The organism is Dongia sp. (assembly GCF_041906375.1).
In the GTDB taxonomy this organism is placed as follows: Bacteria; Pseudomonadota; Alphaproteobacteria; order Dongiales; family Dongiaceae; genus Dongia.
This window is the reverse complement of sequence record NZ_JAYRJJ010000002.1, coordinates 723,377-742,280: the sequence shown is the minus strand read 5'-3', so window position 1 is coordinate 742,280 and position 18,904 is coordinate 723,377. Positions and strand designations below refer to the sequence as shown.

The window sequence follows — 18,904 nt, the reverse complement described above, 5'->3', positions numbered from 1 at the left end:
GCGTCAATCCGCCTTCTGGAAGACGTCGAATTGGAAGATGGCGGTTTCGGCCAGGGCCGCCGCTTCCCATTCCTTGAACCCGGGCCAGGCAAAAACGGCATTGCAATAATGCTGGCTGGTCTCATCCAGGGCGACGCCATAGGTGCGAAAGCGCGTCGCCACCGGCGCGAACATTGCATCGGCAATGCTGAACCCGCCCAGCAGGAACGGGCCTTCTCCATTGGCGCCGCGTTGGCCGAAGCGTTCGCGCGCCTCGTTCCAGATGGCGCTTATCCGTGCGATCTGGTCGGTCACCAGATGCGCGCGCGATTCCTGCCGCCGGTCGCGCGCCAGATCCATCGGCATGTTCTGGCGGAGCGCTGCAAAGCCCGCATGCATTTCATTGGCGATGGAGCGGCCGAAGGCGCGTGCCTCGGAATCCTCGGGCCACAGATGCGCCGCCGGCGCCAGTTCCGCGAGATATTCGCAGATGGCGAGGCTCTCCCACACCTTGATGTCACCATGCAGCAGTACCGGCACGGTGCCGCTCGGCGAATAGAGCCGGATGTGCCGGTAGGTGTCGTCGGTGCGCAGGGGAATCAGCACTTCGCGGAACGGCAAGCCCGTCGCCTTCAGCGCCAGATAGGGCCGCAGCGACCAGGACGAGTAGTTCTTGCTGCCGACGATCAGTGTCAGATCGCCCGTCTTGTGGTCGCCCGTCTTATGATCGCCCGTCTTGTGATCCTTTGCCATGCGCCTTCCATTGCCCCCGCTTGCGACATTGCCGGCATCATAGGCGATAGGACGCGAACATGCACCCCGGGTGCGTTTCCGGGAACCGATCACGACCCGCACCGACTATTGGATAGGTCGTGACGGCGCCCATTGGCTGCGGTTAAGATCGCGCTCGAATCAACCCACCCCGCCCCCATCAAGGACCACGATCTTGCTTGATCATCTCGTCGCGCGCGCCGCCAAATCCACCGCTATCCTGCCTTTGAGCGAAAAAACGCTGGGCAATTGGAGCAAGGTGCAATCGGCCGCAGTGCAGGCCTGGGTCAAGGCAGCGGGGTTCAAGGCAAAGCCCGGCAGCTTCCTGCTGCTGCCCGACGAAGCCGGCCGCGCCGTCCGCTTTCTGGCCGGTGTCGAGGAAGGCATCGATCGCTGGTCGCTGGCAGCTCTGCCGGCGGGCCTGCCCCACGGCGCCTATCATCTTGAGGATGACGAACTGTCGCCGGCCCAGGCCACCGCGCATGCCTTCGCCTGGGCAATGGGCTGCTATCGCTTCGCCCGCTACCGCTCCGACGCCAAGGAATTCTCCAGCCTGGTCTGGCCCAAGGCCGCCGACAAGCCGGCCGTTGAGCGCGCCGTCCGCGCCATCGGCCTGGGGCGCGATCTCATCAACACCCCGGCCGAACATATGGGGCCGGCCGATCTCGCCAAGGCGGTCGAAAAAGTGGGCGCCGCGCACAAGGCCAAGGTCACGACCATCGTCGGCGACGCCCTCTTGAAGCAGAACTACCCGACCATCCATGCTGTCGGCCGGGCGGCGGCGACCGACCGCGCGCCGCGCCTCATCGACCTCGCCTGGAAGGGTCCGGGGGCTGAGAAGGGGCCGCTCCTCACCCTCGTCGGCAAGGGTGTGTGCTTCGATACCGGCGGCCTCGATCTGAAGCCGCGCGGCGGCATGATGATGATGAAGAAGGATATGGGCGGGGCTGCTTCGGTGCTGGCGCTCGCCCAGATGATCATGGAGGCCAAGCTTCCCCTGCGCCTGCGCCTGATGATTCCGGCGGTCGAAAATTCCGTCTCCGGCAATGCCATCCGCCCGCTCGATGTGGTGAAGACCCGCAAGGGCCTCACCGTCGAAATCAACGATACCGATGCCGAAGGCCGCCTGATCCTCGGCGACGCCCTGGCCGAGGCGGATGCGCACAAGCCCGACCTCATCATCGACATGGCGACGCTGACCGGTGCGGCGCGCGTGGCGCTGGGGCCGGATCTTCCCGTGCTCTTTGCCAATGATGACGACCTCGCCGACAGCCTGCTGCGCCATGGCCGCGCCGAAGGCGATCCCTTCTGGCGCCTGCCCTTGTGGAAGCCTTATCGCCGCATGCTCGACAGCAAGGTGGCCGATATCGCCAATTGCGAACCGGGAAGCTTCGGCGGCGCCATCACGGCGGCGCTCTATCTCGCCGAATTCGTCTCGGCCTCGACCAAATGGATGCATATCGACACCTATGGCTGGACCGCGGGCCTCGGCGCCGGCCGCCCCGATGGTGGCGAGCCATTGGGCATTCGCGGCCTCTTTGCCTTCGTCGAGGATTGGCTGAAGCAGGCGACCAAAAGTCCCGTTTTGCCGGCCCGCGCCGCGCCTCGGGCCAAGACGGTCTCCCGTGCTGCCTCGAAAAGGCCGCTGCCGCGCCCGCGCGCCCGACGTTAACGTCCCCGACGTTGAACTCCCCGACGTTGAAATCATGGCGCTGAAGGTCGGGCCCCGAAGCTCCCGTACCTTCGCTTTGCCGCATCATTCTAATTTGCGTATGGCGATGTTTGCTTAACGCCGGCAGTCCTTTCCGCCCTGCGGCGGGGATGTCCTCTGCGCCAAGCATTTCGACGGGCAGGATAATCTGCGCCCGCGCAGCAGGCTGCTTACGGTTAAGGCAAAGTAAACTCGAACAAAGCTAAATTGTAAACTAACGCATTAAAAAGTTTCACTTTTTTCGGCTGCAGCCCGTATAAACTCCAGACCTCCGCGTTAGGGTGTTTCTCACGTGCGCCAATCTGAATTCAGCTATCGGGCCGGGCGGTGACAGCACCGTCTCAAATCGCCCTGATGGACGCCGCTATCGATCCGGGCATCGACCCTGCCTGGTTGGGCGAGGTGCATCCCGACATCGTCGCCATCTATCGTTATTGGCGCGGGAAGGCGGCCGCCCGGCCGATGCCGTCGCGCGCCGATCTCGATCCGGCCGATCTCGTCCCTTATCTCCCCAGCCTGATGCTGGTGGATGTCGAACCGGGACCGGAGCGGCCCAATTACATCTACCGTCTGGTCGGCACCCGCGAGGTGGCGGTGCGCGGCAGCGACCCCACCGGCAAGCCGGTCACCACGCATTGCTTCGGCCGCTCGCTCGATGACGCGCTGGAAAACTACGATCAGGTCGTCGCTACCCGTGCGCCCTGGATCGACCGCGCGCAGCTACTTTCCTTCGACGCCATGATCCTCGATCTCGACAAGCTGTTCCTGCCCTTGTCGAGTGACGGCCGGGCGGTCGACATCATCCTGGTCTATACGGTGCAGGAAAAGCTCAGCTAGACCCGACTTGACGCAACATGTGTCAAAACAGGGACTTGGCAGGATTAACTCGAATTGAGTTCATTCGTCGATGAAAGACGGAGAATGACCCGGAACCCATCGGATATGATTGGGCTTTTCGGGGGCCGTGGGCAATGGCCACAATTCTCGTCAAATGCCCGATAACGCATTAAATTACCTAGCTATTTAGCAGAACTAGCCCAACATCCAGGATGCCGATCTTCAAAAGGATTGTTGCATCATGAATACACAATATTGTGAGAACGAAGCCACTCCGCAACCCACTCCGCCGGCGTGGCTGGCTGACCAGACGCCGCAGCAGCAGCAGCTCTACGCTTCCTGGCAGGCAAGTAGCGGGACCAAACCGCTGCCGACGCTCGCTGATCTCGACCTGGCCGAACTGGCCGGCGGATTCGACGGCATCCTGCTTGCGCGGGCCATGCCGGAAAGCAGCCTGCACCCCTATCTCTTCCATCCCCTGGCGCATCATGTGACGGCCGGCGAGAAGGGAGCCCCGGGTCTCGAGCCCACACTGTTCCAGCATATTCCGCTAGCCGGCTGCAATGTCGCGCGGACCAAGCGGGGGCCGGTCGCCGACCGCGTCAGCCATATCTCGGCCGACGGCATGCTGGTCGATTACGACGTGCTCTATCTGCCGCTGGCACCCGATGGCGGAGAGGTCGACGCCCTGCTGATCCTGGCCGTGGAAATGATGCCGACCGACTATCTCGCCTGATCTTCGGGCCGGCGCGGTGACGGGCTGGTGGCGGATCGGCTATAGCTTGGCCGACACCCCGTCCTGATCGGATGCCATGAGCCAGCCTCCCGCCATAGCGCCTGCCGCCATCTCACCCTGCCAGAGCTGCGGCGCCTGCTGCGCCTATGACGCCAGCTGGCCGCGCTTCTCGCTGGAAGCCGAGGAGGATTTGGCCCTTATCCCTGAAAACCTGGTTGCCGCCGACAAGAGCGGCATGCGCTGGGACGGGCACCGCTGCGCGGCCCTCTCTGGCGAAATCGGCCGGCATGTGGGCTGCACCATCTATGGCCTGAGGCCCGATGTCTGCCGCGCCTGCCAGCCGGGTGACCCGGAATGCAACATCGCCCGCGCCAGATACGGCTTCGCGCCGCTTTAGTTGCCTAAGTTGAAGACTGTCTGTGCGCGCTTGAGATCGAGAAGCTCGACCTGCATCGACTCCAATTTCCCCTGGAAGGCGATGAGCTCAACGATGGCGCCGCGGAAATTCGGCCCCAGCACCTTGGCACGGCGCTGCAAATCCATGCTCCAGAACTCCATATAGTCGTTGTGATCGAGGGTGAGCGGGTCGGGCAGCGCCGCCTTGATTTTCTGCTGCTCATCCGCCGGCAATTGCGGATCGACCATGATGAGGATGGCATCGCCGGGACGCTCGGCTTCCGTGACGATGCGGTCCGGCTTGCCGAAGCTCGCTTCCACCAGCGCCATGATCTTGGCGGTGCCTTCCGCGTCGGCGGGCGCGTTCATCGGCTTGCGGCTGCGGATCCAGAAGATACGGTGCCCGTCGGCAGCGCTCGAGAAGTAGAGCTCCATCTGCTCGTTCTTCGGATCGGTATCGGCGCCCGGCGCCGAATCCTTCTGCGTCACCTTGCCCTTGCCGACCTTGAGGGTCGAGTTGATGTGATAGCTCGGCCATTCATTGAGGACGCTGGAAATCAGCCGGTCCATCAGCTTTTCCTGATAGATCCCTTCCAGGAACTCACCATCCAGTTCGTCATTGAGCGGCATGTCGAGGGGGATGTTGTTGATGCGCCAGCGCGCCGTTTCCGCCGCGGCAGGCGACACCAGCGCGCAGCTCAGGATGATGGCGAGGACGATACGCAGCATCAGGCCGCTCCTTCTTTGTTGGTCGTGGCGGCCGATTTTTCACGGAACGCCGTCATCTGGCCCATGATCCAATCGCGGAATGCCTTCACCTTGGCCTGGCGCAACGCCCCCTTGCCATAGATGAGGTAATAGCCGGTTTCCAGCAGCACCGTCTGCGGGAAAGGCTGCACCAACCGCCCGCTCCGCAAATCGTCGCCGGCCAGCATGGTGTTGCCGAGCGCGATGCCCAGCCCATCGATCGCCGCCTGGATCATCAGGTTCGAATAGTTGAAGGTGAGGTTGGTCTTCAGTTCCAGATCCGGCACGCCGGCCGCGGCCAGCCAGCGCGGCCAGAAGTCGAACTGCGCGCGCCGCCAATCCATGTCCGAGATGAGCGAGAAGCGGGCGAGGTCGCGCGGTTCCTTCAAGGGCTGGGTGCCGTTGATCAGCGCCGGCGAGCAGACGGGGAAGACTTCGTCCTGCAACAGCAATTCGGCTTCGACCCCGGGCCAGGCGCCGCGTCCGTAGCGGATGCCGATATCGACATCGCCCTCGCCCACGGGGTCCAGGCGGTCGATCGCGGAAATGCGCACCTCGATCTCCGGGTGCCGCGCCTGGAAATCATAAAGTCGCGGCACCAGCCATTTCGAGGCCAGAGAGGGCAGGGTGCTGACGGTGAGCGGCCCGCCGCCGGGGAAGAGGCGCATCTCGGCCGATGCCTCGGCCAGTTGGTGGAACGCGGCCCGGACGGGGGGCAGGAAGCGCCGCCCGGCTTCAGTCAGCGAGAGCGAGCGCGCGCCGCGGTCGAACAGGCTCACCCCCAGCCATTCCTCCAGCGCCTTGATCTGGTGGCTGATGGCGCTGTGGGTGACGTTGAGTTCGTCCGCGGCCTTGGTGAAGCTCAAATGGCGCGCCGCGCATTCGAAGTACCGCACGGCTTTCAACGGTGGCAGGCGCATCGGCGTTGCTTTCACAAAGGAATCAATGGGCAGGTGAATTGACCCCGACCATGCTTGATCTCAGCTAACAGAACAAGTGAGAAACGGTCGTTTGTCTCCGCAGCAATGCAAGCATAACTTCTCCTCAACGGCAATGGTGCCGGTTAGTTAAATGTGAGGATACAATGACTCAGATCAGCCTGTTCTCCGGGTCGGCCGCCTCATCGCAGCGCAGTGCACCGCGCGCCACCCATCTGATTTCCACCCGGCCGCTTGCCACTTTGGGCCGCCTCGGCGCCCTGGTTGCTGCCTTCCAGGAATGGCAGGAGCGCTACCGCACCCGCCGCGACCTGATGCGCCTTAGCGACTACCAGCTCAAGGATATCGGCCTCAACCGCCTCGACGCCGAGGAGGAGTTCGCAAAGCCTTTCTGGCGCGGCTGAGGTGCTGCCCATGCGGGCGCCTGCGTTTCTCGAGATCACCGTCACGGGTCCCATGATTCAGGCCATGACTTTGGCCATGACCCTGGGCGGTGTCCGGCATCCTTCCCCGCCCCATTGGGGAGATGCCTTGTGGACCGAACCCCCATTCGGTCCATCCCTGGAGACTTGAAGCCACCGGCCTGGATTCCTTCCCGGCCGGTGGCATATTTTCGATCCCGCTCCAGTAATTCTTCTCCAGGCAATCCTTCCCCGGGCAATCCTTCTCTAGACTGGCATCATGAAAAGCTATTTCCAGACCCTGGCCCGCTACAACCGATGGGCCAACCGCCGCCTCTATGGTGCAATCGGCGAATTGCCGCCGGCTGAAATCGCCGTGCCCCGCACCGGCTTCTTCCCGTCACTGCTGAAGACGCTCAACCATCTCATCGTCACCGACCGTATCTGGCTTTCCCGCCTCACGGCGACACCGGATCCGGAGGCCAGGGCGCTCGACCAGATCATCGCTGCCGAATTCGCGGATCTGTCCGCCCGGCGTGCCGCTCTCGACGATCGCATCATCGGTTTCGTGGCCGATTTGCCGCCGGCACGCCTCGGTGAGATTCTCGTCTACAAGACCATGGCCGGGGCACCCTATGAGACGCCGGTCGACATGGTCCTGGCGCATATGTTCAACCACCAGACCCACCATCGCGGCCAGGCGCATGGCATGCTCTCAGGCACGACAGTCGCCCCGCCCTCGCTGGATATGATTGTGTTTCTGCGCGAAGAGAGCGCCGCCTAGGCGGCGAAGAACTCTCCATAGAAGAGCGTTTTACGACGACCCCTCACCCCGTCCCTCTCCCCGCTATCGCGGGGCGAGGGAGTTTGCAGTCGACCCGGCTTTCAAAGCCCCTCGCCCCGCTTGCGGGGAGAGGGGTTGGGGTGAGGGGTGACTAAGCCGCGTGGTCGAGCTTGCTCTTGCCATGGGCGCGGGCGATCGCGCCGGCGGGGCGGCAATAGCGCCAGACGCTGGCGGGCGGCAGGTTCTGCAGCACCCGTTCCTCGACCTCGCCGACGATGCCGAGGCGGCCGCGCGGCAGGGGCGAGAACAGGCCATAGGTGAACTGGATGAAGGGGGCCCCCGGTTCCAGCACCGTGAAGGCCTGGGCGCCGATGCGCAGCTGGATCGATTTCTTCAGCGAGAGCAGCGGCAGGCTGGAGACGATCGCCGCCACCGGCGCGATACCGTGGCGCTTGAGGAGCGAGGGCAGGTGCAGCGCATCGCCCAACAGGACCTTCGCCGTCGGAAAACGCTCGACCAGATGCTTGTGCAGCATGGGATCGCGCTCGATGACGACCAGCCGTTCCGGCGCGACGCCCGATGCCAGGATGGCCCGTGTTACCGCCCCGGTCCCGCCGCCCAGTTCGACGATATAGCCCTCGGCGTTTTTCGGGATCTGCCGCGCCATGGCAGCAGCCAGTTCCTGACCGGAAACGGCGACCGCGCCGATGCTGCGCGGATTCTTCAGCCACAGTTTGAAAAGCAGGCGGGAGTCTTTGAGCATGGGTCGGCGCGGATTACCTGATGAAGGCCCTATTGGATCTGGGCCAATCTGTCACTTCGGCGCGCTGTCGGCAATGCGCTTTGGGCCTCGTTCACGATAAATCGGGCTATTTGAGGGGCTTGGCCTGGATCAGCCCGGCTTGGCATCAGGATTGGGGCAGCAGCACGATCTTGCCGGTCGAGCGGCGCCCCAGCAGAGTCTCGAACCCCTCCCGCCAGTCGCTCAAGGGCAATTCATGCGACACATGGGGCCGCAGCTGGCCCTTGGCGTAGATGTCGGCCAGGGCCCGGAAGGCCCCCGCCATCAATTCCGGCGCGTGAGCGCGATAGGAGCCCCAATAGAAACCCAGCGCGTCGACATTCTTCACCAGCAGGATGTTGGCGGGAATCTGCTGCACCTTGCCGGCAGCAAAGCCGATGACGACAAGCCGCCCGTTCCAGGCGATGGCGCGCAAGGACGCCTCGAAGAGGTCGCCGCCCACCGGGTCATAGACGACGTCGGCGCCCCGGCCGGCGGTCAGCGCCTTGACGCGCTCGCGCACATCTTCGGATTTGTAATCGATGACGTCTTCGGCGCCATGGGCGGCGGCGATGGCGCATTTGTCGGCCCCGCCGGCCGTTGCGATGACGCGCGCACCCAGCGCCTTGCCGATCTCGACGGCGGTCAGGCCGACACCGCCGGCGGCGCCATGCACCAGCAGGGTCTCGCCCTTTTGCAGGCGCGCCTTCCATACCAGTGCGCCATAGGAGGTGCCATAGGCGATGGGAAAGCCGGCGGCGGCGGGGAAGCCAAGGCCGGCGGGTATGGCGAAGGTGTCGCTGGCCTTGGCGACTGCGCGGGCAGCAAAGGCACCATGATCGACCACCGCCATCACCGGCTGCCCGATGACGAAGCCGGTGACACCGGCGCCCAAGGCGGCAACCGTACCGGCCAGTTCCAGTCCGGGCACGAAGGGCGGGTTGGGTTTCACCTGATATTTGCCGGCGGCCATCAAGGTATCGGCGAAATTCATGGCGGCGGCGGCGATGTCGATCAGCAATTCACCGGGGCCGGCCTGTGGCTCGGGCATCTCGGCAAGGCGCAGGCTCTCATAGCCGTTCGGCTGGTCGCAGATCAGGGCGCGCATGGGCTTCTTCCTCAACTCAGGAAATTCGCGCGCGCAGATATAGCATGGAAGATGGAATGGGGAAGGCGGGTCGCCGACTCGCCTTCCCCGGCATCGCTCAATCGAACAGCGGCACGACGATGTTGATCGACGGGCGCGGGGCTACGTAAACCGGGCGCGGCTCGACATAAACGCGCTCGCGCACATAGACGGGTCGGTCGACATAGACGACATCCGGTCCGTCATCGTAATAGCGGTCGACATAGACCACCTCCGGCCTTTTTTTGTAATGGCCGTAATGATTGCCGTTGTCGTGCCAATGCTTGTGCTTGCCGTCGGCCAAAGCCGGTGTGGCCGCCAGCGCCATGCCGATCGCGACCAGCAATCCAGCGCCCGTCGTCAGGGCCGACTTGCTCTTCGACTTTGAAAGTGCCGTGGACATGTCCCCACTCCTCGATAATGTTCTGCCGGCGCGCGACGAGCGTCGCCGCCTGAGTCGAACATTAAGTGGGGCGCCGGTGACCGCGCTGTGACTGTTCGGTGGCGCGGGCGCTGCCTTGCTCACGAATGCGTGAGGAAAGGGCGCGACGCCCGGCCCAATCAAATTTTTCCCAATGCCTCTTCCATGTCGGCGATGAGATCGTCGGGATTTTCAAGGCCCACCGAGACGCGGATGAGGCTGTCGGTGACGCCGACCTTGTCGCGGATCTCCTTGGCGACGCCCGAATGCGTGGTCGAGGCGGGATGCGAGATCAGCGATTCGGTGCCGCCCAGGCTCACCGCCAGCGTGAAGAGATGAAGGTCGTTGAGGAAGCGGAACGCACCTTCCTGCCCGCCCTTCACGGTGAAGGAGAAGGTCGATCCGCCGGCGCGGCAGGTCTTCTTGTAGACCTTCTGGTAATTGTCGTGGGTGATGAGGTCGGGGTGATAGACCGCATCGACCTTGGCTTGCCTGGCCAGCCAATGCGCGATCTTGGCGGCGCTGTCGCTGGCCCGCTCCATCCTGAGATGAAGCGTCTCCAGCGAGCGCCCCAGCATCCAACTAGAATGCGGGTCGAGCTGCATGCCGAAGGCGCTGCGGATTTTCTTGATCGCGATGAGGTCGCTGGCACGGCCGATGACACCACCCGCCACCAGATCGCTGTGGCCGCCCACATATTTGGTCAGCGAATAGACGATGATGTCGGCGCCATGCTGCAACGGCTGCTGGAAGATCGGCCCCAGCATGGTGTTGTCGACGACGATGAGTGGGCGCGATCCCTGCCGCTTCTCGATCAAGTCCGCCGCCTTCACCACCAGATCGAAATCGACGATGCCGCAGGTGGGATTGGCCGGCGATTCGACATAGATGATCGGCACCTTGGCCGTCTTCGTCTGCTCGACCGCCGTCATGATGGACGCCTCGCTCAAGCCATCCATGAAGCCTGCGGCCTTCAGGCCGAACGGCGCCAGTGTGCCCACCAGCAAGGTCTCGGTGCCGCCGTAAAGCGGCTGGCTGTGCAGGATGGTGTCGCCCGGCCGCGCGAAAGCCAGGATCGACGCGGTGATGGCTGCCATGCCGCTGGCGAACATCAGGGCGCCTTCGCCGCCTTCCAGGACCGCAAGTCGCTCCTCGACGATCTGCAGATTGGGGTGATTGAAGCGCGAATAGACCAAGCCCGCATCCTGCGCATTGGGCGGTGTCCTGCGGCCGGCGACATAGTCGAAGAAATCCTTGCCGTCCTCGGCCGATTTGAAGGCGAAGGTGGAGGTCAGGAAGACCGGCGGCTTGACCGACCCCTCCGACAGGAAGGGATCGTAGCCATAGCTCGTCATCAAGGTCTCTGGGCTGAGCTTGCGATTGCCAATCGAACGCTGGCGATAGCTGGACTTCATGGCGGCGGCTCCTTGGGAAAAAGGTGCATTCGCCATGCATCATGTCACCTGCCGATGCGTGCTGCCAGATCGATCGCACCGCAAAAGTAAATCTTGCGTCTACTCTTTCGGCTGGAACAACTCGACCGGATTGCCGGCGGGATCGTCGAGAACGATCTGTGCGCCGCCGACGCCGGGCAGAATCTCGTTGCGGAAGGTGACGCCGGCGGCTTTCAACCGGTCGACCTCGGCCTTGATGTCGGGGACGATCAGCAGCAGGCGGTTCCAGCCGCCTGCCACGGGTTGCCGGCCGTCGGGTAATGTGCGGCCGCCGGAACTCAAGGGCCCGCTCAACAACAGCCGCAGCTCTCCGCGCGTCGCCGAGGCGAAGGCGGGGATGGCGTCCTGTTCCAATGTGAAGCCCAGATGCCGGGTGTAGAAGTCGAGAGCCTTGGCGACGTCGTCAACGATGTAACGGATGCTCACAAAGGCCATGCCTGCCTCCCGGCTAGAACGGCGCCGTTTCATTGAGGAGCGGCGCCGGTTTGATGGAACCGACGGCGGTGCCGGCCCAGTTCTTCAAGGTGGGCGTCAATGATTGCTTGAGCTGCTCCGCCTCAGCCGCATCGATGATGCCGAAATGGCGCAGCAGCTGGCCCATCACAACTTCGGCGCCGCGGCCATTGCCGTCCTCGACCTTGAGGCAGATACCGAGGCCCAGCTCCGGCAAGGCCCCCATATAGACACCCTCGGCCCCGGTCTTGATGGCGGCCTTGGTGCCGGTCACCTTCATCACATCGGTGCAGAAACGCCCCGTTCCGGCAACATACCAGGGTTCATGTGACATGGCGGTGAGAATGCGCGCGCAGGCCGCGGCCCGCGATGCCGACAGGCCTTTGGTGTCGGCCATCTTGGCCATGCCCAAAGCGTGGTGGCCGACGGGAAAGGCGATGGTGGGAATGCCGCAGCCATCGATGCCGCGCGGCACGTCGCCCAGATTCTGCCCGCACATCTGCTCGAGAATGCCGAGCAGGCGCTGCTGCACGCTGTGCTCGTAATTGATATAGCCCTTGGTCTTTTCCTTGAGATGCACGGCGGTGGTGAGGAAGCCGCTGTGCTTGCCCGAACAATTGTTGTGCGCACGCGTCGGCGTGACGCCCGCGCGCAGCATCTCGTGCAGGCTCGGCTCATGATAGGGGAAATGCGCGCCGCATTCGAGATGCTCGGCATCGAGGCCGATCTTCGCCAGCCACGCATTGACCGCGTCGACATGACCCTTCTCGCCATTGTGCGACGCGCAGGCCAGGGCGATCTCGCGCTCGCTAAGACCGAAGGCGTCGGCGGCGCCTGATTCCACCAGCGGAATGGCCAGCAGCGGCTTGATCGAGGAACGGCCATAGATCGGTCGTTCGATATCGCCCCAGGCCTTCACCACCGTGCCGTCGGCATCGACCACGGCGGCGATGGCGCGATGGCGGCTTTCGACCAGATTGCCGCGCCACACCTCGACCAGGATCGGCGTGTCGCCTTGCGGCAGTTCGGCATGGATATGGGGATGCGGCTGGTTCATCTTGAGGCACTCTTTGCGGCAGCGGATTTTCGCGCACAATGCCTCCGCCGCCGGCAACTGGCAACAGGCGCTAGAAAGCGCCGTGTTGCGCCCGAAAGCGCTGCACCTTGTGCTTGACCCCGCAATCGCTCATCGCGCACCAGCGTCGGGTCCCGTTCTTGCTGGTGTCGAAGAAGAACCAGCGGCAGTCATGGGCGGGGCAGCGCTTGATCCGCAGCAAGGCGTCGCCGGTGAGAAGATCGAGCGCATCGGCGATGAGCGCCTGTTGCAGCCTTGTCACGGCATCGCCGGCCGGGCGCAGATCGGCGCGATAGGCGCGATCGTCCCAGACCAGACGCTGCGGGGCGGCCAGGCTTGCCAACCGGTCGAGGCTCGCCTGTTGCGGGGCGAGGCCGTCGGCAAGGTCGCCGAAAATATCGCGCAGCAGGTCGCGCAGCTGCAGCAGGTCCTCGAAGGCGGCCTGATCCGGCGCCGCATCAAGGGCGCGGCCGGCCCGCGCCGCCCAGGCGGCAAGGCTCAAAGGATCCGCCAGCCGGTCGGCCGCATTCGGCAGCGCCACCGTGTTGCAGAAGGCGAGGGAGAGGCGCCCGGCCACGAATTCCGATTTGGGCACCCGGGCCGGCAGGACGGTGTCGATCTGGTTCACATCTGTAACCATTAAAACTCAATTGACTGGTTACGATATCACATGAGAATGTAACCACCAAACACGAATTAGGTGGTTACAGCATGCATCCGGCCCATCTCGCCCTCGGCATCGGCATCCTCCTCTCCGGTTTCAGCCCGATCCTGGTGCGACTCTCCCCGCTCGATCCGGCGGCCACCGCCTGCTGGCGGCTGCTGGTGGCAGCGGTATTGTCGCTTCTGTTCGCGCGCCTGCGCGTCGCCTTGCCGCGCAAGGTGTTGTTTGCGGTGATTTTCGCGGGCTTCCTGCTGGCGGCCGATCTGGTCTTGTGGAACATCGCCATCATGACGACGACGGTGATGGAGGCCGCCCTCCTGGTCATGCTCTATCCGCTGCTGGTGGCGGCGATCGAGATCCTGTTCCTGAAACGGCCGATGGGCTGGCAGCTGGTGGCCGGCGGGCTCATCGCCTTTTCCGGGGTGATTCTGATGACCTTGGGGCCCGGTTTGGGCTCATTCGGGACGGGTCATTCCAGCACTTTCGGGAACCTCCTGGCACTCACCGCCGCCTTCTTCTATGCCGGCTGCCTGCTCATCACCGCCCGCACCTGCCGCGGCTACGATGTCCGCGCCGTCACTTTCTGGGAATTGCTGAGCGCAGGAATCTTCTGCATCCCCTTGCTCTTCTGGGAAGACCACGGCATCCCCCAAAACGGGCAGGAGGCCGGCTTCATGGCGCTTTACGGCCTCATCACCTTCGCCGGCTATTTCCTGATGAATATCGGCCTCACCCGGGTCGCGGCCAGTGTCGCCGCAATCCTTGGCTATGCCCAGCCGGTGATTGCTTCCGTGATCGCTTTTTTCCTTTTATCTGAAGTACCTGGCCATTTCGCGCTACTCGGCGGGGCGACCGTTCTCATCGGTCTTGCCTGCGCCGCCCGGGCCAAGGCGCCGGCTGCACGCGGCTAGTGGCGTTTTGCCGGGCAGTTCGCTAGTTTCCCGGCCATCATGAGCAACAATCCCGTCAATCGCGGCTATTTCGGTATCGGCGTCGAAGGCATTTCGAAGCCGATGAATCTGGGCGCCGTGCTGCGCACCGCCCACGCCTTCCATGCCAGCTTCTGCTTCACCGTGGGGGCCTGTTTCAACGTGCGCGATGTGCTGGCGTCCGACACGTCGGTGGCCTTCGATAGCATGCCGGTCCAGGTCTATCCCGACGTCGCAAGCTTCACGGCGCCCCTCGGCTGCCGCATCGTCGGCATCGAGATCACGGACGATGCCATCGACCTGCCGACCTTCACCCATCCGCCGGCGGCGATTTATGTGCTGGGGGCCGAAAAGGACTCGCTCAGCCCCGCCATGCAGGAACGCTGCGATTTCATCATCAAGATCCCGACCCGGTTCTGCGTGAACCTCTCGGTGGCGGGCGCCATCGTCATGTATGACCGCATGATCAGCCTCGGCCGCTTTGCCGAGCGGCCGGTGCGCGTGGGCGGGCCCACCCAGCCGCTTGCGGCACATCGGCGCGGATTGCCCGTGTGGAAGCAGAAACAACTGAAAAAACAGAACAATTCTGATTGATCCACAGGCTGCCTTGTGCCCTTTGGGTGGATTTCCGCGCCGATCCTTGCTACAGGGTGAGAATGGATCGCGCGTTCCCGGCCCCGCTGTCGGCGGGTCGCAGCGCCGACAGCGTTCCCAGTTGCCGAAAAATGCCCAGTGATCGGAAATACCCCATGCGTTTGGATTGTCTTGCCTTTGCCAGAAAGCTGCTGCTGACCCTGCTCGTTGCCGCGGGGCTCGTTGCCGCGGGCACGCTGGCGCCGGCTTATGCCGAGACGCCCAAGAATCTCGGCGCCTTCAAGAAATGGCGCGCGATGACGGTGAATGCCGACGGCAACCGCACCTGCTACGCGATGAGCCAGCCGGTCGACAAAAAGGGCAATGTGAAGGACCGCGGCCAGGTGGCGGCCATGGTGACCCATTTTCCCGAGATCGGCGCCCTCGACCAGGTCTCGATCGTGCTCGGTTTCTCGCCGCAGGCCAAATCGCCGGTCATCGTCAAGATCGGCGGCTTCACCTTCAAATTCACCGAGACCGAGGATGACCGCGCCTGGGCCAAGACCCGCGCCGACGACAAGGCGCTGGTGCAGGCGATGCGCAAGTCGAACCAGATGGTCGTGACCGCGACCACGCGCAAAGGCCTCAAGGTGCAGGACACCTACGACCTCTCCGGTTTCACCAAGGCCTATCAGACCATGAGCAAAGCCTGCACGAGCTGAAGAATCGGACGACTGACATGAGCACCGAAAAGCACGCCGAGACCTTCGCCGCCCCCGCGCTCGATGCACAGGGGCGCCGCGACCTGATCGGCCTGTCGCGCGAAGAACTGGAAGCCTTGATGGCGGAAGTGGGCGAGCCCAAATTCCGCGCGCGCCAGCTGTGGCATTGGCTCTATCACCGCGGCGAGCGCGACTTCGCCAGGATGAGCAACCTCTCCAAGGAATTCCGCGTACGCCTCGACGAGAAGTTCTTCGTCGGCCGGCCGGGGATCGCTGTCGATCTCGCTTCCAAGGACGGGACGCATAAATGGCTGCTGAACCTCCGCGACGATCAGAAGGTCGAGACGGTGCATATTCCGGAAGAGGATCGCGGCACGCTCTGCGTTTCCTCCCAGGTCGGCTGCACGCTCACCTGCAAGTTCTGCCATACCGGCACGCAGCGCCTGGTGCGCAACCTTGCCGCCGACGAGATCGTCGGCCAGGTCATGATGGCGCGCGATCATCTGGGCGAATGGCCGAGCCCGAAGGACGGGCGGCTGCTTTCCAACATCGTCATGATGGGCATGGGCGAGCCGCTCTATAATTTTGAGAACGTCGCCAAGGCCCTGAAGATCGTCATGGATGGCGAGGGCATCGCCATCTCGAAGCGGCGCATCACGCTCTCGACCGCCGGCGTGGTGCCGATGATCGAACGCTGCGGCGCCGAGCTCGGCGTCAATCTTGCGGTCTCCCTGCATGCGGTGACGGACGAGCTTCGCGACCAGATCGTGCCGATCAACAAGAAATATCCGCTGAAGGAATTGATGAAGGCCCTGGAAAACTATCCGGGCCTCTCCAACGCGCGGCGCATCACCTTCGAATACGTCATGCTGAAGGACGTCAATGACAGCCCCGCCGATGCGCGGGCGCTGGTGAAGCTGATTTCCAAGGTGCCGGCGAAGGTCAATCTCATCCCGTTCAATCCGTGGCCGGGCGCCCCCTTCGAGCGCTCGACGCCGGGTGCCATCCGCGATTTCTCCGACATCATCTTCGATGCCGGCTATTCGAGCCCGGTGCGGACACCGCGCGGCGAGGACATCATGGCGGCCTGCGGCCAGCTCAAAAGCGACAGCGTCAAGCAGCGCCGGTCCGAGAGGGACAAGGCTGAAAGCGACAAGGCCGCCGCCAATGCCGGCGAGGCTGCGTAAGTGCATTTCCTTGTGCGTGGCTTCACCGCCCTCACCCTGGGGCTGCTGATCTCGTTGCCGGCGGTGGCGGAGGAGACGCCGGCTCCCAAGGCACCGGAAAAGGCTGTTGCGCCGCTCAATCCCCTGCTCGATGCCTGCCTCAAGCCGGGCGACCAGCAGGAGGTCATCAGCGCCTGCACGACAGCGATCGAAAGCCGGCAGCTCAAAGGCGACGCGCTGGCAAGCGCGCTCTTCCGGCGCGGCCTCACCCAGGTCCAGCGCGCGCAGGCGCCGGCCGCCGCCAATGATTTTTCCGCCGCCCTGAAGCTGACGCCGGATGCGGTCGACGTGCTCTTTGCGCGCGCCTCCGTCTATGGCGCCATGAAGCGGCATGACCTCGCCATCGCCGATTACGATGCCTTGCTGAAGCTGGTGCCGGGCGATCCCGATTCGCTTTATCGCCGCGCCTGGTCGCGGGCGGCGCTGGGGCGTGACGATGCCGCCGTGCAGGATCTCAGCGAGTTGCTGGCTCAGGCCAAGGGCGATGTCGACGCGCTGATGGATCGCGGCGGCCTCTATCTGCGCCTGGGCAAGTTCAAGGAAGCGGGCGCCGATTTCTCGGCCATCGCCAAACAGGATCCGAAAGCGGCCGCGGCTTTTTACAATCGCGGCCGGGCCGGGTTCCTCGCCGGCGACTTCAAGGCAGCGGCCAAGGATTTTGCTGAAGCCGAAAAGCTGCGGGCCGACAATCCCTATGCGGCCTTGCGCCGCTATCTCGCGGCCGCCCAGGATCTTCCCAAGGAGAAGGTGCCGGCGAAGATCCTCACCGACGCGCTGGCGAAGACGGCACTTGAGCAATGGCCGATGCCGGTGCTGGCGACCCTTGCCGGAAAGATGCCGGAAAAGGATCTGCTGGCCGCGACTTCGGTCGCCGACAAGAAGGTGGCGCGGCGGATCGAGGCGGAGGCGCATTACTATCTCGGCGAAGCGGCCCTGCTGAAGAAGGATGCCAAGGCAGCGCGGGCGCATTTCGGCGTCGCCGCCAAGGGCGACCGGAGCCTGCCGGAAGCGATCGATGCCGGCTGGCGCCTGAAGCAGATACCCTGAGGGCGCAGATCCCTTGAGGGCGCAGCTGGCCTAGAGGGCACCCTTGCGCCGCCGCGAACGGCGCGGCACGGGCGCCGCACCCGCACCCGAAAAATGATCGAGGGCCAGACGGCCCAGTTCCTGCACCGTCTGCCGGCGCAGGCTGAGCTGGATACTGGTGCCCAGGCGGACCTCATCGACCAGGCCCGCCTGGCGCAGGATGTTGAGATGATGGGTGACGGCCGGCGTCGATAAATGCAGGCGCCGCCCGATCTCGGCGCCGGTAATGGGTTCCCGCGCCATCATCTCCGCCATCGCCAGGCGGCTGGCATCGCCCAGCGCCCGGCAGATCGCGGCGAATTGCGGCGCCTGGGCTGGTCGTCCGGCGCGAGGAAGCCGTGTCTCAGCCCCCATTGGCGCCGCCAGCGGCAGGATGGCCGCCGCCAGCAAATCGTCCTGGACCGGCAGATGGACACGCTGCCTGCCGTCCCGGCCCGCGCCAAGGCACCAGGAGGCAGCGGCGTTGAAGGCGCTGGGGTAGAGATGCACGGCGGCGATCTGGCCCACCGGAATGCGCCGCGCCGCGCCCGAGCGCTGGCGCAGGCCCAGATGCTGCAGGTCGAGCGAGACCTCAAAGCCGAACAGGGCGCCGAGATCCGCCCGTGGATGCGCCGCCAGCCGCGCCTGCAGGCGCGCCGCCGCCGCCGCATAATGGGCGGCGTTGGCCCGCCAGAAGGGGGCGAAGGCTGTGCCGGCGAAAGCGATGATCCGGCGGTCCGGCAGGGTTTCCGCCATTTGCTCCAAAGCCTTCAGAAGCTCGGCCAGGCTGATATCGGGGGCAAGCTCGCCAAGTGCCGGAAGCGGATTGCCAGGCAGGTGGTTGTCGGGCAAGGGGCTGTCAGGCCACCGTTCCGGCGCCTCGGCCGCAAAGGCCAGGAACAGCTCAAAACGCGGCGCCGCGCAGACGGTAACAGGGATCATGCCGGTTCTTTAATTCGATAAAAATGGAATATTCGATAAATCTATAACATTTAAGGTGATGAACAGGAAGGATTTTAAGAAATCCGAGGCGTTAAGCTGGGCTTTATTTGAGGGAGGGGCGCCCGGCAGGCCATCTGCACGATGGGGGGAGTGTGCAAGAGCGATGGCCCGCC

Annotated in this window: 22 protein-coding genes; 11 read left to right on the top strand and 11 right to left on the bottom strand. The window is 64.1% G+C overall.

The genetic code is table 11. The features are described from left to right. Nucleotides 1-3: 3 nt before the first annotated feature. The gene (locus ACE3OA_RS10310) at nucleotides 4-732 is read right to left on the bottom strand and encodes a glutathione S-transferase family protein (RefSeq protein WP_374310654.1); all 729 of its coding nucleotides are present in this window, start codon (nucleotides 730-732) and stop codon (nucleotides 4-6) included. A gap of 193 nt (nucleotides 733-925) precedes the next feature. Here ACE3OA_RS10310 and ACE3OA_RS10305 point away from each other — a divergent pair, with 193 nt between their 5' ends. The 4 genes from ACE3OA_RS10305 to ACE3OA_RS10290 all read left to right on the top strand — a co-directional run bounded on the left by ACE3OA_RS10305 (nucleotide 926) and on the right by ACE3OA_RS10290 (nucleotide 4,431). Further along, nucleotides 926-2,422 carry a M17 family metallopeptidase gene (locus ACE3OA_RS10305; RefSeq protein WP_374310653.1) on the top strand — a complete coding sequence of 499 codons (1,497 nt, stop codon included), beginning with the start codon at nucleotides 926-928 and terminating at the stop codon, nucleotides 2,420-2,422. A 393-nt stretch (nucleotides 2,423-2,815) separates the two neighbouring features. Continuing rightward, the gene (locus ACE3OA_RS10300; RefSeq protein WP_374310652.1) at nucleotides 2,816-3,298 is read left to right on the top strand and encodes a PAS domain-containing protein; all 483 of its coding nucleotides are present in this window, start codon (nucleotides 2,816-2,818) and stop codon (nucleotides 3,296-3,298) included. A 241-nt stretch (nucleotides 3,299-3,539) separates the two neighbouring features. After that, on the top strand, nucleotides 3,540-4,034 hold the full coding sequence (locus ACE3OA_RS10295) for a hypothetical protein (protein ID WP_374310651.1): 495 nt from the start codon (nucleotides 3,540-3,542) through the stop codon (nucleotides 4,032-4,034). A 76-nt stretch (nucleotides 4,035-4,110) separates the two neighbouring features. Then, the gene (locus ACE3OA_RS10290) at nucleotides 4,111-4,431 is read left to right on the top strand and encodes a YkgJ family cysteine cluster protein (RefSeq protein ID WP_374310650.1); all 321 of its coding nucleotides are present in this window, start codon (nucleotides 4,111-4,113) and stop codon (nucleotides 4,429-4,431) included. Here ACE3OA_RS10290 and ACE3OA_RS10285 read toward each other — a convergent pair. Both ACE3OA_RS10285 and ACE3OA_RS10280 read right to left on the bottom strand, forming a co-directional pair. Continuing rightward, nucleotides 4,428-5,159 carry a hypothetical protein gene (locus ACE3OA_RS10285; RefSeq protein ID WP_374310649.1) on the bottom strand — a complete coding sequence of 244 codons (732 nt, stop codon included), beginning with the start codon at nucleotides 5,157-5,159 and terminating at the stop codon, nucleotides 4,428-4,430. The two genes, ACE3OA_RS10290 and ACE3OA_RS10285, sit on opposite strands and share 4 nt — an antisense overlap. After that, entirely contained in the window at nucleotides 5,159-6,097 is a 939-nt protein-coding gene (locus ACE3OA_RS10280) for a transcriptional regulator GcvA (protein WP_374310648.1), read from the bottom strand. The genes ACE3OA_RS10285 and ACE3OA_RS10280 overlap by 1 nt, the downstream gene beginning before the upstream one ends. A gap of 164 nt (nucleotides 6,098-6,261) precedes the next feature. Here ACE3OA_RS10280 and ACE3OA_RS10275 point away from each other — a divergent pair, with 164 nt between their 5' ends. Both ACE3OA_RS10275 and ACE3OA_RS10270 read left to right on the top strand, forming a co-directional pair. Further along, nucleotides 6,262-6,519: a DUF1127 domain-containing protein gene (locus tag ACE3OA_RS10275; protein WP_374310647.1), complete on the top strand. Its 258-nt coding sequence runs from the start codon at nucleotides 6,262-6,264 to the stop codon at nucleotides 6,517-6,519. A 277-nt stretch (nucleotides 6,520-6,796) separates the two neighbouring features. Beyond that, nucleotides 6,797-7,300, top strand: a complete 504-nt coding sequence (locus ACE3OA_RS10270) for a DinB family protein (RefSeq protein ID WP_374310646.1) — start codon at nucleotides 6,797-6,799, stop codon at nucleotides 7,298-7,300. Nucleotides 7,301-7,451: 151 nt separating this feature from the next. Here the strand turns inward: ACE3OA_RS10270 and ACE3OA_RS10265 are convergent, their stop codons facing one another. The 7 genes from ACE3OA_RS10265 to ACE3OA_RS10235 all read right to left on the bottom strand — a co-directional run bounded on the left by ACE3OA_RS10265 (nucleotide 7,452) and on the right by ACE3OA_RS10235 (nucleotide 13,238). Continuing rightward, on the bottom strand, nucleotides 7,452-8,063 hold the full coding sequence (locus tag ACE3OA_RS10265; RefSeq protein WP_374310645.1) for a class I SAM-dependent methyltransferase: 612 nt from the start codon (nucleotides 8,061-8,063) through the stop codon (nucleotides 7,452-7,454). 145 nt (nucleotides 8,064-8,208) lie between these two features. Beyond that, entirely contained in the window at nucleotides 8,209-9,189 is a 981-nt protein-coding gene (locus tag ACE3OA_RS10260; RefSeq protein WP_374310644.1) for an NADPH:quinone oxidoreductase family protein, read from the bottom strand. Nucleotides 9,190-9,286: 97 nt separating this feature from the next. Next, nucleotides 9,287-9,610 (bottom strand): hypothetical protein, encoded by a 324-nt coding sequence (locus tag ACE3OA_RS10255; protein WP_374310643.1) that lies wholly within the window; start codon nucleotides 9,608-9,610, stop codon nucleotides 9,287-9,289. A gap of 158 nt (nucleotides 9,611-9,768) precedes the next feature. After that, the gene (locus ACE3OA_RS10250) at nucleotides 9,769-11,043 is read right to left on the bottom strand and encodes a cystathionine gamma-synthase family protein (RefSeq protein ID WP_374310642.1); all 1,275 of its coding nucleotides are present in this window, start codon (nucleotides 11,041-11,043) and stop codon (nucleotides 9,769-9,771) included. Nucleotides 11,044-11,142: 99 nt separating this feature from the next. Continuing rightward, nucleotides 11,143-11,517, bottom strand: a complete 375-nt coding sequence (locus ACE3OA_RS10245) for a VOC family protein (RefSeq protein ID WP_374310641.1) — start codon at nucleotides 11,515-11,517, stop codon at nucleotides 11,143-11,145. A 13-nt stretch (nucleotides 11,518-11,530) separates the two neighbouring features. After that, complete coding sequence (locus tag ACE3OA_RS10240; RefSeq protein WP_374310640.1) at nucleotides 11,531-12,592, bottom strand: asparaginase; 1,062 nt, start codon at nucleotides 12,590-12,592, stop codon at nucleotides 11,531-11,533. A gap of 70 nt (nucleotides 12,593-12,662) precedes the next feature. Continuing rightward, the gene (locus ACE3OA_RS10235; RefSeq protein WP_374310639.1) at nucleotides 12,663-13,238 is read right to left on the bottom strand and encodes a CGNR zinc finger domain-containing protein; all 576 of its coding nucleotides are present in this window, start codon (nucleotides 13,236-13,238) and stop codon (nucleotides 12,663-12,665) included. A gap of 83 nt (nucleotides 13,239-13,321) precedes the next feature. Between ACE3OA_RS10235 and ACE3OA_RS10230 the strand changes: the two genes are divergently transcribed. The 5 genes from ACE3OA_RS10230 (at nucleotide 13,322) to ACE3OA_RS10210 (ending at nucleotide 17,771) form a co-directional block, all read left to right on the top strand. Next, nucleotides 13,322-14,185 carry a DMT family transporter gene (locus ACE3OA_RS10230; protein ID WP_374310638.1) on the top strand — a complete coding sequence of 288 codons (864 nt, stop codon included), beginning with the start codon at nucleotides 13,322-13,324 and terminating at the stop codon, nucleotides 14,183-14,185. 39 nt (nucleotides 14,186-14,224) lie between these two features. Next, complete coding sequence (locus ACE3OA_RS10225) at nucleotides 14,225-14,797, top strand: RNA methyltransferase (RefSeq protein WP_374310637.1); 573 nt, start codon at nucleotides 14,225-14,227, stop codon at nucleotides 14,795-14,797. A gap of 155 nt (nucleotides 14,798-14,952) precedes the next feature. Continuing rightward, nucleotides 14,953-15,498, top strand: coding sequence for an invasion associated locus B family protein (locus ACE3OA_RS10220; protein ID WP_374310636.1), 546 nt, complete (start codon nucleotides 14,953-14,955; stop codon nucleotides 15,496-15,498). Between the two features lie 17 nt (nucleotides 15,499-15,515). After that, nucleotides 15,516-16,685 (top strand): 23S rRNA (adenine(2503)-C(2))-methyltransferase RlmN, encoded by a 1,170-nt coding sequence (gene rlmN / locus ACE3OA_RS10215; protein ID WP_374310635.1) that lies wholly within the window; start codon nucleotides 15,516-15,518, stop codon nucleotides 16,683-16,685. Beyond that, complete coding sequence (locus ACE3OA_RS10210) at nucleotides 16,686-17,771, top strand: tetratricopeptide repeat protein (RefSeq protein WP_374310634.1); 1,086 nt, start codon at nucleotides 16,686-16,688, stop codon at nucleotides 17,769-17,771. A 30-nt stretch (nucleotides 17,772-17,801) separates the two neighbouring features. Here ACE3OA_RS10210 and ACE3OA_RS10205 read toward each other — a convergent pair whose 3' ends face one another. Continuing rightward, nucleotides 17,802-18,731, bottom strand: a complete 930-nt coding sequence (locus ACE3OA_RS10205) for an ArsR/SmtB family transcription factor (protein ID WP_374310633.1) — start codon at nucleotides 18,729-18,731, stop codon at nucleotides 17,802-17,804. Nucleotides 18,732-18,904: the final 173 nt, after the last annotated feature.